Below are 14384 nucleotides of genomic sequence, written 5' to 3'. Positions count from 1 at the left end.
GGTATTGATATATGTCGAAATCGGATGGAAATTCAACGGCGGGAGCGTGAAGGGACGATTCGCCAGATAATCGCCGACGGGTCGTCCGGCTTTGCCGGATAGCTCGAAGGGCGGGTGCTTGCGGATGGGAATTATGCTGGCTGAGCCAGCAATCTGATGCGCTCCCCCAACAGGGAAGGGGCGACAATCCATGACTTACAAGATGCTGCTGACGTCGAGCTGCTGCCTGATGACACTTTTTGCGTCATCAGCCCTAGCGCAGACCCAGACGGCACCCGCCGGCAGCCGGTCCGTTGACGAGGAAACGGCGGCGCCCACCGTCGGCGACCCGGTCGCCGAGGCGAAGCTCCGCTTGGAAGCGGACAAGGCGATCATCGCCGCCGATCCGCGCGATATCATCGTGACGGGCACCCGCATCACCCGCCCGAACAACCATTCCGCCGCCCCGATCACCACGACCACGGCAGCGGAGATCGCCGCCCAAGGCGCGACCACTATCGAGGAGGTCTTGAACCGCCTGCCGCAGGTTCAGGCCAATTCCGAACAGAACTACGCTGACTCCGATGGCCGGCAACGCATCAAGCTGCGCAGCCTCGGCTTCGAGCGAACGCTGACGCTCGTCGACGGGCTGCGCCTCGGCATTCAGAACGGCATGGACGTCAGCATCATTCCCAACACGCTCGTCGAGCGTATCGACGTGCTGAGCGGCGGTGCCTCGTCGGTGTACGGCTCGGACGCGGTGTCGGGCGTCGTCAATTTCATCCTCAAGAAGAACTTCGACGGCATCGCGCTGACCGGCAATTACAGTTTCTACAACCACGACAATCGTCCCGATGCGGTGACAGAGGCGGCGACGCGGGCCTCCTTTCCGACGCGGAGCGGGATGACCAATGACGGCGGCCGCGCATCGCTGTCGCTGGCACTGGGCAAGACGCTGTTCGGCGGCGCGGTGAACATCACCGGTTTCGTCGCCTATCGCGCGTCCGAGAGCATCGGGATCGGCGACCGGTCCAATGGTGCATGCGAGGTCACGCAGAAAGTCAGTACCGGCGTATTGACCTGCACCCGCAGCACGTACACCCCGGCCGGTACGATCGTGCCGGGCGGTATCGGTGTCGGCTCCACGCTCGTCAACAATCCCAACGGCTCGGGTACGCTGGTGCCGTGGAATTCCGGTCCCGGCACCGTCGCCAATCCGTATGACGAAATCGCTTTTCAGCGGTATTTCAATCGGATCAATACTGGCGGGTTCCTCACTGCCCGGCTCGACGATCACGTCGAACTTTACGCCAATGCGCTCTTCTACCGTGATCAGTCGTATAATGCGCTGCCCAACCGCATCTACTCCTATTCGGCGTATGGTTCGACGCCGTTCCAGGTGAATTGCGACAATCCGTTCCTGTCCTCGTCGCAGCGGGCTGCGCTCTGCGGCACACAGACATCGGGTCTGGTCCCGCTCGACCTGCGCTACCGGTTCGACGGCCTGCCGCTCGTCCAGACGCGGTTCGTCAACAAGGGGATGCGGATCGTCGCCGGCGTGCGTGGCAAGGTGTTGGACGATGTCTGGAGCTACGATCTTGCCGGGGTATACTCGCGCAACACCAACCGCCAGATCTATCCCGGCAACCCCGATTTCAATCGCGTCAATCGATCGTTGAACGTCGTCAACGTCAACGGCACGCCGACCTGCGTGGCGGCGATTGATGGGACCGACAAGGCTTGCGTGCCGTTCAACGCCTTTATTCCCTTCAACAACGACGCCGCGGCGAACCGCTATCTGTTCACCAGCGTCGACGGATCATCGGGCAGTATCTCGCGCATGTGGCAGGGGTTGCTGGTGATCAACGGCGACCTTGGCCGATACGGCATCACCTCGCCGCTGGCGAAACAGGGCGTCGCCGTGGCGTTCGGCGGAGAATTCCGCGATGAGGGCTTCATCGGCAACGCGGATGCGCAATATCGCGCCACCAACGGCGGCACCGACAGCAACTATGCCCAGAACGTCTGGGAAGCGAACGCCGAAGTACAGGCGCCCCTGATTGAGGACCGCAGCTGGACGCAATTGCTTCAGCTCAACGGCGGCTATCGCCGATCGAAATACAACATGTTGCAAGGCTCGTTCGGCACCTGGAAGATCGAGGGCATCTGGTCGCCGATCGACGACATCAGCTTCCGCGGGTCGTTCAACAAGGCGCAGCGCGCGCCGACGGTGATCGAGGCGGTGCAGGCCTATGCCGTGGATTACACCACGGCGGGGTCGCGCAATGATCCCTGCGCCTCGACGCCCGATCCCAATTCGTCCGATCCCAACGCCCGCTTGCCGGCAACGGCGACGCTGATCCAGTGCCGCCGCACCGGCCTGCCGGACAATCTGTACAACAGTGCCTCGCTCAACTGCCCTGACCAGACCTGCACGATCCGCAACGGCGGCTTTGGTCTGAAACCGGAAACCGCCTATACCAAGACGTTCGGCGTGGTGCTCCGGCCGCGCTTCCTGAAGGGGCTGACCGCGTCGGCCGACCGGTTCCTGATCGATCTCAACGATTCGATCAGTTACATTGCCGCGAACGACTTCCTCAACGGCTGCCTGTCGACGGGACTCAGTTATTATTGCCGCGGCGTCGTGCGCAATCCCGGCAATTACACGCTCTACAGCGTGGCGGCCAAGAACCCGACGAGCGGCTATTTCGCGCAAGGCACCACGAACGGCTACAAGTCGAAGTCGCACGGGTGGGATTTCCAGGCGCAATATACGCTGCATCTTGGCCGGTTCGGCTCGCTCGACACGTCCTTCAACGGATCGCTGACCACCCTGGCGGGTTCGCAGGATTCGCCAGATGCGAAGGCGACGAACTGCGTGGGCTATTACGGGCCGTTCTGCGGCGAGAGCCTTCCCAAATGGAAGCATGGCCTCCGCGCGACCTGGGACACGCCCGACCACATCGTCCACGTTTCCGCCAACTGGCGGCACATCGGCCCGATGACGATATCCTACAATGCCGCGCCCTCGGCCGGCCTGCCGTTCGAAAGCACCGACCGCCGCGCCTTCTACACCGGCGTGCCGACCTACGATTACATCGATCTGTCGATCGGTTTCGACGTCGCCAAGCGCTTCGGCCTGAGCGTGTCGGTGAACAATCTGTTCGACCGCGATCCGCCGCTGGTGCCGGATTCTCGCAGCCTGCTCGGGTTGCTGCACAGCAATACGATGTTCGGCTATGATCTGCTCGGCCGACAGATCGCGGTCGGGTTCAACGCTCGGTTATAGACACCGGCCGCGACCGGCGAAGGCGGGCGGCCGGCTCCGCTTGCACGCCGGTGGCGCCCGCCACGCAGTGGAGGTTCAAATTCGCCCGCCGATCCCCTAGATCGGCGGGCGAATCCCTTTCTGGCGGTGAACATCCATGACCACCCACACCACCCGCATGCTCATCCTCGGCTCCGGCCCGGCCGGCCTCTCCGCCGCCATCTATGGCGCGCGCGCGGGCATGCAGCCGATCGTCGTGCAGGGCATCCAGCCGGGCGGCCAGCTGACCACCACCACCGATGTCGAGAATTATCCCGGCTTCGCGGACGTCATCCAGGGGCCGTGGCTGATGGAGCAGATGCAGAAGCAGGCCGAACATGTCGGCACCCGGCTGATGTGGGACACGATCGTCGAGGTCGATCTGACCCGCCGCCCGTTCCGCCTGATCGGCGACGGCGGCGACGTCTATGAGGGCGAGGTGCTGGTCATCGCCACCGGGGCGCAAGCCAAATGGCTCGGCCTCGACAGCGAGGAAGCGATGAAGGGCAAGGGCGTGTCCGCCTGCGCGACTTGCGACGGCTTCTTCTATCGCGGCAAGAAGGTCGCGGTGATCGGCGGTGGCAATACCGCGGTCGAGGAGGCGTTGTACCTGACGAACCATTCGCCCGACGTTACGCTGATCCACCGCCGCGACTCCTTGCGCGCCGAGCGAATCCTGCAGGAGCGGCTGTTCGCGCATCCCAACGTCACGGTGCTGTGGAACAAGGAAGTGCGCGAATTCGTCGACGGCGGCGGCACCAGCGGTCTTGTGGCGCTCGAGCTGGAGGATACGGTGACCGGCGAGCATTCGCGGCTCGACGTTGATGGCGGCTTCGTCGCGATCGGCCACCATCCCGCGACCGAGCTGTTCCGCGGCCATCTCGCGCTCGACGACGACGGCTATATCTCTGTCGAGACCGGATCGACCCGCACCAGCGTGCCGGGCGTCTTCGCCTGCGGCGATGTCGCCGACAAGGTCTATCGCCAGGCGGTCACCGCCGCCGGCACCGGCTGCATGGCGGCGCTCGACGCCGAACGCTTCCTGGCGGCGGCGGAGTTCGCCGAAATGGCCGAAGCGGCGGAGTGAGGGCGCGGGCAGGCGGGCGTCGGCGGGCAGCGCAACACTGCCGCCGCCAGACGATCCTGCGTTAACCCCAACCCTTGTGCCGATCGGAACGGCGGTCCAACGCGCGCCTAGCGCAGGACCCGCAACACCGCGGCAAGCAACGCGGCCTGATCGCCGTCGCGGGCGAAGCTGTGTGATGCCGTCGCCACCATCTCTGCAGCGACCTCGGGTGCGGCGGCACGAAATGCGATCGCCGTCGCATCGCCCTCGGCCAGCAGTATGTGCGCACTGCCACCCCAGTCGCCGATTGCCGCGGTGACGCGGCGGGCCAGACTCGTCTCCGCGGCAGGCGTGGTAATCTTGCGTAAGCCACTGACGGCTTTGCGCACATCGATGCCGCCAGACACCAATCGCCACCATGCTGCCGGGTCGCGCAGCCGCGCCGCATAACGCGCCCGGATCGCCGCCTGCGGTGGCAGGCCATCATCGGCGTCCTCGACGACCCAGGGATTGGCGAGCAGCACGCGATCGATCCCCGCGGCCCTGCCGTACAACGCCAGCGTCGTCGCGCCGTCGCAATTGCCGAAGCCGACCAGCGTTTCGATCTGCGGCTGTGCCGACCGGAAGGCGGCGACCGCAGCGGTCAGATCGGCCTCAGACGACAGAAAGCCGCCGTTGACGCCGCCCGAATCGCCGACGCCGCGCCGGTCGTAGCGGAACACCGGATGCCCCGCCGCGGCGACGGCGGCCGCGAGTTGCGCCATGCCGCGATGCGCCCCGACGCGGATCTCGTTGCCGCCGGACACGATCAGCAGCCCGGTCGTCCCCGGCGCCGCATCCAGCGTGGCGAACAGCGTCTCGCCCGCGCAGGCAAAGGTGATCACGCTTCGCATGCGGCGATCCAGGTGGCGATGTCGTCGGCCAGCAGCGTCGCCAGTGCGACGTCGTCGCCCGGCTCGCTGCGTCGCCAGGGTGGCGCCGCCTCGACCAGCCGGTCGGCGACGCGGGCGTCGCCGGACAGCCGCACGACCCGGTACGGCCGATCTCGCGGAGTGTCGGGCTGAGCGTCGATCAGCGAAGCCAGCAATGCCACCGGCACGCGATGGCCGGCGATCTCCACCGGTCCATCGCCCGTGCTCATCGCCTCCTGCGATCCGCGATGTCCGGCTGCCAGCCACAGCCGATGCCATTCGCGCAACAATTCGGCGCCGGTCTGCGGCGTCAGGTGCCAGCGGCCGGTGTGTTTTGCGCTGGAGTCGAGCAGCGCGCCGCTGCGGATGCCGATGCCATAGGTGCGCCTTCCCTCGGCGAGACAGCGTTCCGAGAGCGCTGCCAGCGCATCGGCCAGGATGCGATGCGAGGCGAGCGGGGCGAGGCTTTCGCCCTGACCCGGCACGTCGGGCAGCAGGCCGCCGATTCCATGGTCCGCCAGTCGCTGCAGCATCCGCACCGCCAGTCGCCGGGTCCGGTTCGCCTCGTCCAGCAAGGGCAGCGTCAGGATCGCGACCGGGCCGTGATCGGGTCCGAAGCGCAGCATCGCCTCGCGCCCGCCGGACCAGGCGTATTGATCGATGCGGGGCGGTGTTGCGCTCAGACCAGCGCCTTGCCAGCGGCGAAGCGGACCAGCGCGCCGAAGGTCTCGAGCATGTCGCCGTCGACCTCATCGTCCTCGATCAGGATGCCGAGCCGGTCCTCGATCTCGGTCAGCACCCCGGCTACCGCCATCGAGTCGAGTTCCGGCAGCGCGCCGAACAGTGGCGTATTCGCCTCGAACGCCTCGGCGCGCTCGCGCGACAGGCCGAGCACGTCGCCCAATACGCTGCGTACCGTCGACTCGACCTGGCTATAGCCTTCTGGAAGCACGCGTTCCGCCCCGATCCGTTGCAATCGCGCACTCGGTAGAGGCTGGGGGTGAATTCGGCAACGGGGAGGCGCTATGGAGCGAACATGGTGCCGCTCGATCCCGTTCCGCTTCCCATCGACCATCTGCTGCGCGGCGCACCGGATGCGCCGGCACTCATCGAGCGGGAGCGACACTGGACCTATGCCGAATGCGAGGCGGCGGTCGCGGCGATCGCCGGCTGGCTGGACGGGCAAGGGCTCGCGCCGGGTGACCGGATCGCGACTTGGCTGCCCAAGACCGCGCTGGCCTGCCTGATGCCGCTCGCCGCGGCGCGGGCCGGGTTGATCCACGTGCCAGTCAATCCGGCGCTGCGCCGTGCGCAGGTCGCGCACATCCTCGCCGACAGCGGCGCGACGCTGCTCGTCACCCAGCCGGCGCGCGTCGCGACACTGGAGGCGGGCGACCTGCCGTCCGGCTGTCGGGCGGTCGTGGACGGAGAGGTTCCGACGACCGGCAGCGGCCCCGGTCGTTCGAACGCCGATCCGGCCGGTCTCGCCGCCATCCTCTACACGTCTGGCTCGACCGGCCGGCCGAAAGGGGTGATGCTCAGCCATGCCAACCTCTGGCTCGGCGCGATCGCCGTGGCACACTATCTCCGGCTGACGCCGGACGACCGGGTGCTCGGCGTGTTGCCGCTGTCGTTCGACTATGGCCAGAACCAGTTGTTCTCAACCTGGGCGGCGGGGGCGGCGGTGGCGCCGCTCGACTACCTCGCGCCGCGCGACGTGGTGAAGGCGGTCGCCCGCGTCGGCGCCACCACGCTCGCCGGCGTCCCGCCCTTGTGGGTGCAACTGCTGGAGGTCGACTGGCCGGCGGAGACGACGCTGCGCCGCTTGACCAATTCGGGCGGCGCGCTGACCGAGCGGCTGGTGCGCGGCCTGCGCGCGCGTCTGCCGCAGGCCGATCTCTACGCCATGTACGGCCTGACCGAGGCATTCCGTTCGACCTATCTCGACCCGGCGCTGATCGACGCCCGTCCGGACGCGATGGGGCGGGCGATCCCCTTTGCCGAGGTGATGGTGGTCCGCCCCGACGGGCAGCGCGCCGCCCCGGCGGAGTCGGGCGAACTCGTCCACGCCGGGCCGCTCGTCGCGCAGGGCTATTGGCACGATTCGGAGCGGACCGCGCAGCGCTTCCGCCCCGCGCCGGATTGGTCGGCGAGCGGTGGTACCGCCGTCTGGTCCGGCGACACGGTGGTCGAGGGGGCGGACGGCCTGCTCCGCTTCGTCGGTCGCGACGACGAGATGATCAAGAGTGCCGGCAACCGCATCAGCCCGCTGGAGATCGAGGAAGCGGTGCTTGCCGGCGGCGAGGCGCGCGAGGCGGTCGCGGTCGGCGTGCCCGATCCGCGGCTCGGCCAGGCGATCACGGTGATGCTCGCCGGCGACCCGGCGGGCGAGGCGGCGTTGCGTACCCGATTGCGCACCCTGCTGCCCAGTTTCATGCAGCCAACGACCTATCTCTGGCGCGCCGATCTGCCCCGCAACGCCAACGGCAAGCTTGACCGCGCCGCCATCCGGTCCGAGGTGACGGCATGAAGCCGACCGGCCCGCTGCCTCCTGAATTTGCCAGTCAATCCGGCGAGTTAGCTATCGCCGGCCGGCCGACGCACGACTGGGTCGCAGCCGCCGGCGGTACACCGCTTTTCGTATACGACTTGGCCGTTGTCGCTGCGCGGGCTGGTCGCTTTCGCGCGAACTTTGAGAAGATTGACCTCCATTACGCGATCAAGGCCAATCCGCTGCCGGCGCTGCTTGCCGGGATCGCGCCCCTGGTCGACGGCCTAGATGTCGCCTCCGCCGGGGAGCTCGACCGGGCGCTCGCGGTAAAGCCCGCCGCCGCGATCAGCTTTGCCGGCCCTGGCAAGCGCGACGACGAACTCGCCGCCGCCATCCGAGCGGGGGTCACGCTCAACGTCGAATCCGAGGGTGAGGCTGCGCGCGCCCTGACCCTCGGCGGCAGGCTCGGCCGCTCGCCCCGGCTCGCCGTCCGGGTCAATCCCGACATCGAGCTGCGCGGCTCTGGCATGAAGATGGGCGGCCGGCCATCGCCCTTCGGCGTCGATGCCGACCGCGGCGCGGCCTTGATCCGCTCCATCGTCGCCGCCGGCGCCGATTGGCGGGGGCTGCATATCTACGCCGGCAGTCAGGCGCTGGATGCCGCGGCGGTGATCGAGACGCAGGCCGCGACGCTGACGCTGGCGGAACGGCTGGCCGACGAGGCGGGGCAGGTACCGCCGCTGGTCAATCTGGGCGGCGGCTTCGGCGTTCCCTATTTCGCCGGCGACACGCCGCTCGACATCGAGCGGGTCGGCGCCGCGCTGGCGGAGGCGGTCGAACGGAGCGCCCTGACCGCGGCCGGCACGCGTTACGCCATCGAGCTGGGTCGTTGGCTTGTCGCGGAGGCCGGCGTCTATCTGACCCGCATCGTCGATCGGAAGGTCAGCCGCGGCGAGACCTTCCTGATCACCGACGGCGGCCTCAACCATCAGCTCGCCGCCAGCGGCAACTTCGGCACGGTGGTGCGCCGCAACTATCCGCTCGCTTTGGCACATCGCATGGGCGCGCCGGCGGCCGAGACGGTATCGGTGGTCGGGCCGCTGTGCACCCCGCTCGATCGGCTCGGCGACCAAGTCGCGCTGCCGGCGGCGGAGGTGGGGGACCTGATCGCGGTCTTCCTCGCCGGTGCCTATGGGGCCAGCGCGAGCCCGACGGCGTTCCTCGGCCACCCGCCCGCGCACGAGATCGTCGCGCCGCTCAGTTGATCGTGATCTGCGTCTCGATCGGCGCGCCGGCGCTGGCCGCCGACCGGTCGCGGAACGTGAAGGTCTGGCCGGGAGCGATGCGGCCGAGCCGGTAGCTGACCTCCAGGCCCGCGATCGGTTGTCCCGGCCCGCACGCGCCCGCCGCCAGCTGCGGCCCGCACAGCGGCTTGGTCGAGGAGGGGATTTGCCGCGCCTCGCCGTCGATCAGCGTCACGCGGCTGCCGCCGATGCCGGTCTCGTGCACGACCACCGTCACCGGCCCCGGCGCATGGTGTCGCCGCGTCGCCGGCTGATCCGCCTGGATCTGCTCCAACCCCGCCGGTGAAGCGACGGAGGCGACGACGACGCCGGTCAACGGGGGCGCAGCCTGGCCCAGGACGGGCGCTGTGCAGACGATCAGGGCGAGGGGCAGGATCCGCATGCCATCTCCTACCGCGCCGTCGACTTACGGACAAACAGCGGAAACCGCTGCAAAAACGGGCACGGCGTTCCTAACGCTATCTTCACCTGTCCGACCGCATAGCCGCCGGGGAACCCCGGCTGCGCAGGGACCCCAAGCCTTACGTGCAGTCACGGTCAGGAGGAGTTTGATGGTGCGCGTTCGTGTCCTGCTCATGCTAGGCGGCCTGGCGACGGTGCTGTCGGCGTGTTCCGGCGGCAACGCCCGGCCCGCGCTGCCCGCCGCGACTTACGTCGCCTCGAAGGAGCAGCCGGGCGAGGAATATGTGATCGGGCCGCTCGATTCGCTCAACATCTTCGTGTGGCGCAATCCGGAACTGTCGGCCAAGGTGCAGGTGCGGCCCGACGGTCGCATCACCACCCCGCTGGTCAACGACATGCCCGCCGTCGGCAAGACACCGTCCATGCTGGCGGCCGACATGAAGCGCGCGCTCGGCGAATATGTGAAGGATCCGATCGTCTCGGTGATCGTCGAGAATTTCTCCGGCACCTACAGCCAGCAGGTGCGGATCATCGGCGCGACGGAGAAGCCGGCGTCGATCCCGTATCGCGCCAACATGACGCTGCTCGACGCGATGATCGCGGTCGGCGGCCTCAACCAATATGCCGCGGGCAACAAGGCCAAGCTGGTCCGCCACGACCGCGAGACCGGCGCGCAGCACGAATACAAGCTGCAGATCGGCGACCTGCTGAAGCGCGGCGATTCGAGCGCCAATGTCAGCCTGCAGCCGGGCGATGTGATCATCATCCCCGAATCGATGTTCTAAGGGAGCCGGGGCGGGGATGAACGGCATCTACGACGAGGCGCGCCTGGCGCTGCATGCGATCTGGACGCGACGCTGGCTGGCGCTGGCCGTCGCCTGGGGCGTGTGCGTGCTCGGCTGGTTCTTCGTCAGCCAGATGCCAAGCCGCTACGAATCGCGGGCCCGCGTCTTCGTGCAGATGCAATCGATCCTGCCGCCGACGATGGACGCACCGGCGGCACAGGCGCAGCAGGACGTCGACACCGTCCGGCAGACGCTGATCTCCGCGGTCAATCTGGAGAAGGTGGTGCGCGGCACCGACCTCGCCAACACCGTGTCGAGCGATCGCGACGTTGCCGACCGGGTCGCCGGCCTCGCCTCCGCGATCAAGGTCGAGAGCCAACAGAACAACCTCTTCCAGATCACCACCACCGCCTCCAGCCCAAAGTTGGCGAAGGCGATCACGCAGAAGCTGATCGACATCTTCGTCGAACAGAATCTCGGCCGGGACCGCAGCCAGACCAGCCAGAGCCTCAGCTTCCTCAACAAGCAGCTCGACCAGTTGCAGGGCCAGCTGACCGACGCAGAAGCCAAGCGCGCCGACTTCCAGAACCGGTATCTGGGCTCGCTGCCCGGCACCGGCACGGTCAGCGATCGGATCGGCGCTGCGCGCAGCCAGATGGCGCAGGTCGACGGCGACCTCGCCGCGGCGCAGTCCAGCCTCGCCGCCGTGCAGGGGCAGATGGCCGGCACCGCCCAGACCATTCCCGGCGTCGGCGGGGTCACCGGCGGTCCCGCCCGTGCCGCGCTCGCGGCGATCCAGGGCCAGCTCGCCGACGCCCGCGCCCGGGGCTATACCGACCAGCATCCCGACGTCATCGCGCTCAAGCGCCAGCTCGCCTCGGCGCAGGCCGCGGCGCGCGGCGAACCGGCCGGCGCGGCGGGCGGCGGCACGCCCAATCCGCTCTATTTGTCGCTGCAATCGATGGTTGCGGACAAGCAATCGACGGTCGCCTCGCTGCGGATGCGCAAGGCGCAATTGCAGAGCGATCTCGACCAACTCAACGCCAAGCTGGCCGGCGATCCGGAGGTGGCGGCGCAGCAGGGCCAGATCGATCGCGACTATCAGGTGCTGAAGGATCAGTACGACCAGCTGCTCGCGCAGCGTCAGCAGATCGCGATGCGCGGCCAGGCGCAAACGCAGACCGACAGCGTCAAATTTTCCGTCATCGATCCGCCGACCATGCCGCGGACGCCGACCGCGCCCAATCGCATGCTGCTGCTGACCGGCGTGCTGATCGCGGGCCTCGCCGCCGGCATCGGCGCGGCGTTCCTGATGGGGCAGCTGCGCGCGACCTTCGCGACCTCGGCCCAGCTCGAGAAGGCGACCGGGATGAGCGTCATCGGGTCGATCGGCGAGGTGGTGACCCGCGCCCAGTCGGACTTGCGGGCGAAGCGGCTGAAGCTGTTTCTCGGCGGCACGGCCGGTCTGGGCGGCGCGTTCGTTCTGCTGCTCTGTGTCGAAGTCCTGCAACGCGGCATGGCGGCCTGATCCCTTATGGCGACACCCACTTCCAACCCGTTCTCGCGGTCCAGCTCGCTGCTCGAGCGGGCGGCGCAGGTCTACGACTTCGGTTCCCACCTTCGCGCGCGGCAGCCCGTCGGGGTGGAGACACCGGGCGCGGCCTCTGCGTTGCCGGTCGAGCCCGCGACGGTCGAAGACCTCGATTCGCCGACGCTGTTGGCCATCCCGGAGGAACTACGCGCGCCGGTCGGGCATGAACTGCCCGACGATTTTTACGATACGCCCGAACTGTCCGATATTGCGGGGATCGATCGCGGCCTGCTGGCCGAGGCGGGGATGATCGTGCCCGGTGCCCCGGTCGGTCCGCTCGCCGAAGAGTTCCGGCTGATCAAGCGACAGCTGCTGATCACGCGCGAGCGCATCGCCCGTGATGGCCAGCCGGACAAGGCAAGAACGGTGCTGGTCTGCTCGGCGCGTCCCGGTGACGGCAAGACGTTCAGCGCGATCAATCTGGCGCTGTCGATGGCGGCGGAGCGCGATACCGAGGTGTTGCTGGTCGATGCCGATTTCGCCAAGCCCGACGTGCTGGCGCAACTCGGGCTGGCCGAGACGCCGGGCCTGCTCGACGCCCTGGCGGACGGCGACCTCGACGTCGAACAGCTCGTGATCCGCACCGATGTCGGCGGCCTGTCGATCCTGCCAGCGGGTACGCGCACCGCAACCGACACCGAATTGCTCGCATCGAACCGGACACGCGCGGTGATCGCGCGGCTGCTGGAAGCGAACCCACGGCGCATCGTCGTGTTCGATTCGCCGCCGGCGCTCGCCGCCTCGCCCGCCGCGGTGCTGGCGATGCTGGTCGGCCAGGTCATGCTCGTGGTCCGCGCCGACCACACGCCTGAAAGCGAACTGAAGCAGGCGGTGCAGCGGCTCGACGCCTGCGACCATATCGCGCTCGTCCTCAACGCCATGTCCTTCGTGCCCGGCGCCCAGCGCTTCGGCACCTATTACGGCCAGGAGATCGGCAAGTGATCCGCCTCCTTCTGCTCGGCAGCGTCGCGTCGCTCGCGGTCGCGGGAAGCGCCGAGGCACAACAGCGCGGCCGCGTCGCGGTGACCCCCTATATCGAGATCGGCCAGGTGCTCGTCTCGGATCTCACCAACGACGATACGCTGACCTACTCCAGCCTTGCCGCCGGCGTCGACGTCGCCTCGACCGGCCAGCGGGTCGCCGGACAATTGTCGTATCGCTACGAACGCCGCTTTTCCTGGGACAAGAATGTCGGCGACGACGATGTCCACTACGGCCTCGCTCGTGTCTCCGCACAGCTTGCTCGCGGCCTGAGCCTAGAGGCGGGAGGCTTGGCGACGCGGACACGTTCCGACATCCGCGGCGCCGCACCCGGCGTGATCACCGCGAACGACGCCAACGTCAGCCAGATCTACGCCGTCTATGGTGGCCCCAGCTACGCGACCCACGCCGGCCCGGCTAGCGTCGTCGCCAGCTATATGGCAGGCTATACCAAGGTGAAGGTGCCGACCTACACAGGCATTACGGCGGGCTCGCCCCGGCTCGACTATTATGACGATAGTTTCGGACAGGTCGCGGGCATCGCGGTGGCGGTGAAGCCCGGCGATGTCGCTCCGATCGGCGCGACTTTGAGCGGCGGCTGGCAGCGCGAGGATGCAGGCCAGCTGGACGCGCGTTACGACTCCTGGCGGGTGCGCGGCGACGCGCTGGCACCGGTTTCGCCCTATGTGGCGCTGACCGCCGGTGTCGGTTACGAGAAGATCGAAACGAGCGACCGGTCGCCGCTGTTCACGTCGCCCGGCGCCCCGGCGCTGGACGCGGCCGGCCGCTACGTCACCGACGAGCGCTCGCCGCGCCGCATCGCCTATCGCACCGATGGCGTATATTATGACGCTGGTGTCGTGTGGCGGCCAAACCGACGCCTGTCGGCGGAAGCGCATGTCGGCAAACGTTATGGCTCCGTTAGCTACACCGGCCTGATGACCTATCAGGCGTCGGAACATGTCGGCTTCGCCGCCGACGTCTACGATTCGGTGACGACCTTCGGTCAGCAGCTGCGCACCGGTCTATCCAACCTGCCGACCAGCTTCATCTCCGCCCGCGACGCCTATACGCAGCAATATAACGGCTGCATCTTCTCGACCCGCGGGTCGACGCCGGGCGGCTGTCTGAACGACGTCTTCCAGTCGATCACCACCGCCAGCTATCGCGCCCGCGGCATCGATGCGGTGCTGTCCGCGACCCGCGGCCGATCGACGTGGGGCGGCGGCATCGGCTATGCCAATCGCAAGCTGTATGATCCCGACACGGTGCAGGGCGTGACCCTCTATGGGGTCGAGGATCAGAGCGTATACGGCCAGCTGTTCTGGAACCGCACTCTGACTGCGGTGTCGAACATCGACGCCAACGTCTTTGTCAATTATTACGAGCCGGGCGCGGTCCGCAACGCCGGCGTCTGGTCCTATGGCGCGACGACCAGCTACGGTCGCAGCTTCGGCCGGATCACCACCAGCGCGACGGCAGGGCTCTATGCCTTCGATCTGCCGGCGCTGGACACCCAATGGTCCGCGCAGGCGCAGGTCGCCGCACGCTATTCGTTCTGATCGGG

The 14384-nt window shown here is 67.8% G+C and carries 12 protein-coding genes; 8 read left to right on the top strand and 4 right to left on the bottom strand.

All coding sequences use genetic code 11. From position 1 onward, the window contains the following. Positions 1-190 precede the first annotated feature (190 nt). Together ACU5AX_RS04205 and trxB are read left to right on the top strand one after the other, a co-directional pair. On the top strand, positions 191-3268 hold the full coding sequence (locus tag ACU5AX_RS04205; protein WP_446689784.1) for a TonB-dependent receptor domain-containing protein: 3078 nt from the start codon (positions 191-193) through the stop codon (positions 3266-3268). 136 nt (positions 3269-3404) lie between these two features. Beyond that, entirely contained in the window at positions 3405-4373 is a 969-nt protein-coding gene (gene trxB, locus ACU5AX_RS04200) for a thioredoxin-disulfide reductase (protein ID WP_446689783.1), read from the top strand. A 107-nt stretch (positions 4374-4480) separates the two neighbouring features. On the opposite strand, the gene ACU5AX_RS04195 is transcribed toward trxB, so the two are convergent. From ACU5AX_RS04195 to ACU5AX_RS04185, 3 genes are read right to left on the bottom strand one after another with little or no spacing between them, the layout of a single operon-like run. Beyond that, positions 4481-5245, bottom strand: a complete 765-nt coding sequence (locus ACU5AX_RS04195) for a hydrolase 1, exosortase A system-associated (protein WP_446689782.1) — start codon at positions 5243-5245, stop codon at positions 4481-4483. Then, the gene (locus ACU5AX_RS04190; RefSeq protein WP_446689781.1) at positions 5233-5889 is read right to left on the bottom strand and encodes an alpha/beta hydrolase family protein; all 657 of its coding nucleotides are present in this window, start codon (positions 5887-5889) and stop codon (positions 5233-5235) included. The genes ACU5AX_RS04195 and ACU5AX_RS04190 overlap by 13 nt, the downstream gene beginning before the upstream one ends. Before the next feature lie 53 nt (positions 5890-5942). After that, positions 5943-6215, bottom strand: a complete 273-nt coding sequence (locus tag ACU5AX_RS04185) for an acyl carrier protein (RefSeq protein WP_446689780.1) — start codon at positions 6213-6215, stop codon at positions 5943-5945. Positions 6216-6299: 84 nt separating this feature from the next. On the opposite strand from ACU5AX_RS04185, the gene ACU5AX_RS04180 reads away from it, so the two are divergent. Both ACU5AX_RS04180 and ACU5AX_RS04175 read left to right on the top strand, forming a co-directional pair. Next, positions 6300-7793, top strand: coding sequence for an acyl-CoA ligase (AMP-forming), exosortase A system-associated (locus ACU5AX_RS04180; RefSeq protein WP_446689779.1), 1494 nt, complete (start codon positions 6300-6302; stop codon positions 7791-7793). Then, entirely contained in the window at positions 7790-9019 is a 1230-nt protein-coding gene (locus ACU5AX_RS04175) for a pyridoxal-dependent decarboxylase, exosortase A system-associated (RefSeq protein ID WP_446689778.1), read from the top strand. Before ACU5AX_RS04180 ends, ACU5AX_RS04175 begins: the two co-directional genes overlap by 4 nt. On the opposite strand, the gene ACU5AX_RS04170 is transcribed toward ACU5AX_RS04175, so the two are convergent. Beyond that, positions 9012-9440, bottom strand: a complete 429-nt coding sequence (locus ACU5AX_RS04170; protein WP_446689777.1) for a DUF4879 domain-containing protein — start codon at positions 9438-9440, stop codon at positions 9012-9014. The two genes, ACU5AX_RS04175 and ACU5AX_RS04170, sit on opposite strands and share 8 nt — an antisense overlap. Before the next feature lie 169 nt (positions 9441-9609). Between ACU5AX_RS04170 and ACU5AX_RS04165 the strand changes: the two genes are divergently transcribed. The 4 genes from ACU5AX_RS04165 to ACU5AX_RS04150 are packed head-to-tail and all read left to right on the top strand — an operon-like array spanning position 9610 to position 14379. Next, positions 9610-10245, top strand: coding sequence for an XrtA/PEP-CTERM system exopolysaccharide export protein (locus tag ACU5AX_RS04165; protein ID WP_446689776.1), 636 nt, complete (start codon positions 9610-9612; stop codon positions 10243-10245). Between the two features lie 16 nt (positions 10246-10261). Then, complete coding sequence (locus ACU5AX_RS04160; protein WP_446689775.1) at positions 10262-11773, top strand: XrtA system polysaccharide chain length determinant; 1512 nt, start codon at positions 10262-10264, stop codon at positions 11771-11773. A gap of 6 nt (positions 11774-11779) precedes the next feature. Beyond that, the gene (locus ACU5AX_RS04155) at positions 11780-12778 is read left to right on the top strand and encodes an AAA family ATPase (protein WP_446689774.1); all 999 of its coding nucleotides are present in this window, start codon (positions 11780-11782) and stop codon (positions 12776-12778) included. Then, positions 12775-14379, top strand: a complete 1605-nt coding sequence (locus ACU5AX_RS04150) for a hypothetical protein (RefSeq protein WP_446689773.1) — start codon at positions 12775-12777, stop codon at positions 14377-14379. Before ACU5AX_RS04155 ends, ACU5AX_RS04150 begins: the two co-directional genes overlap by 4 nt. Positions 14380-14384: the final 5 nt, after the last annotated feature.

The organism is Sphingomonas benefaciens (assembly GCF_052907485.1).
This window is presented reverse-complemented; position numbering and strand designations above follow the sequence as displayed.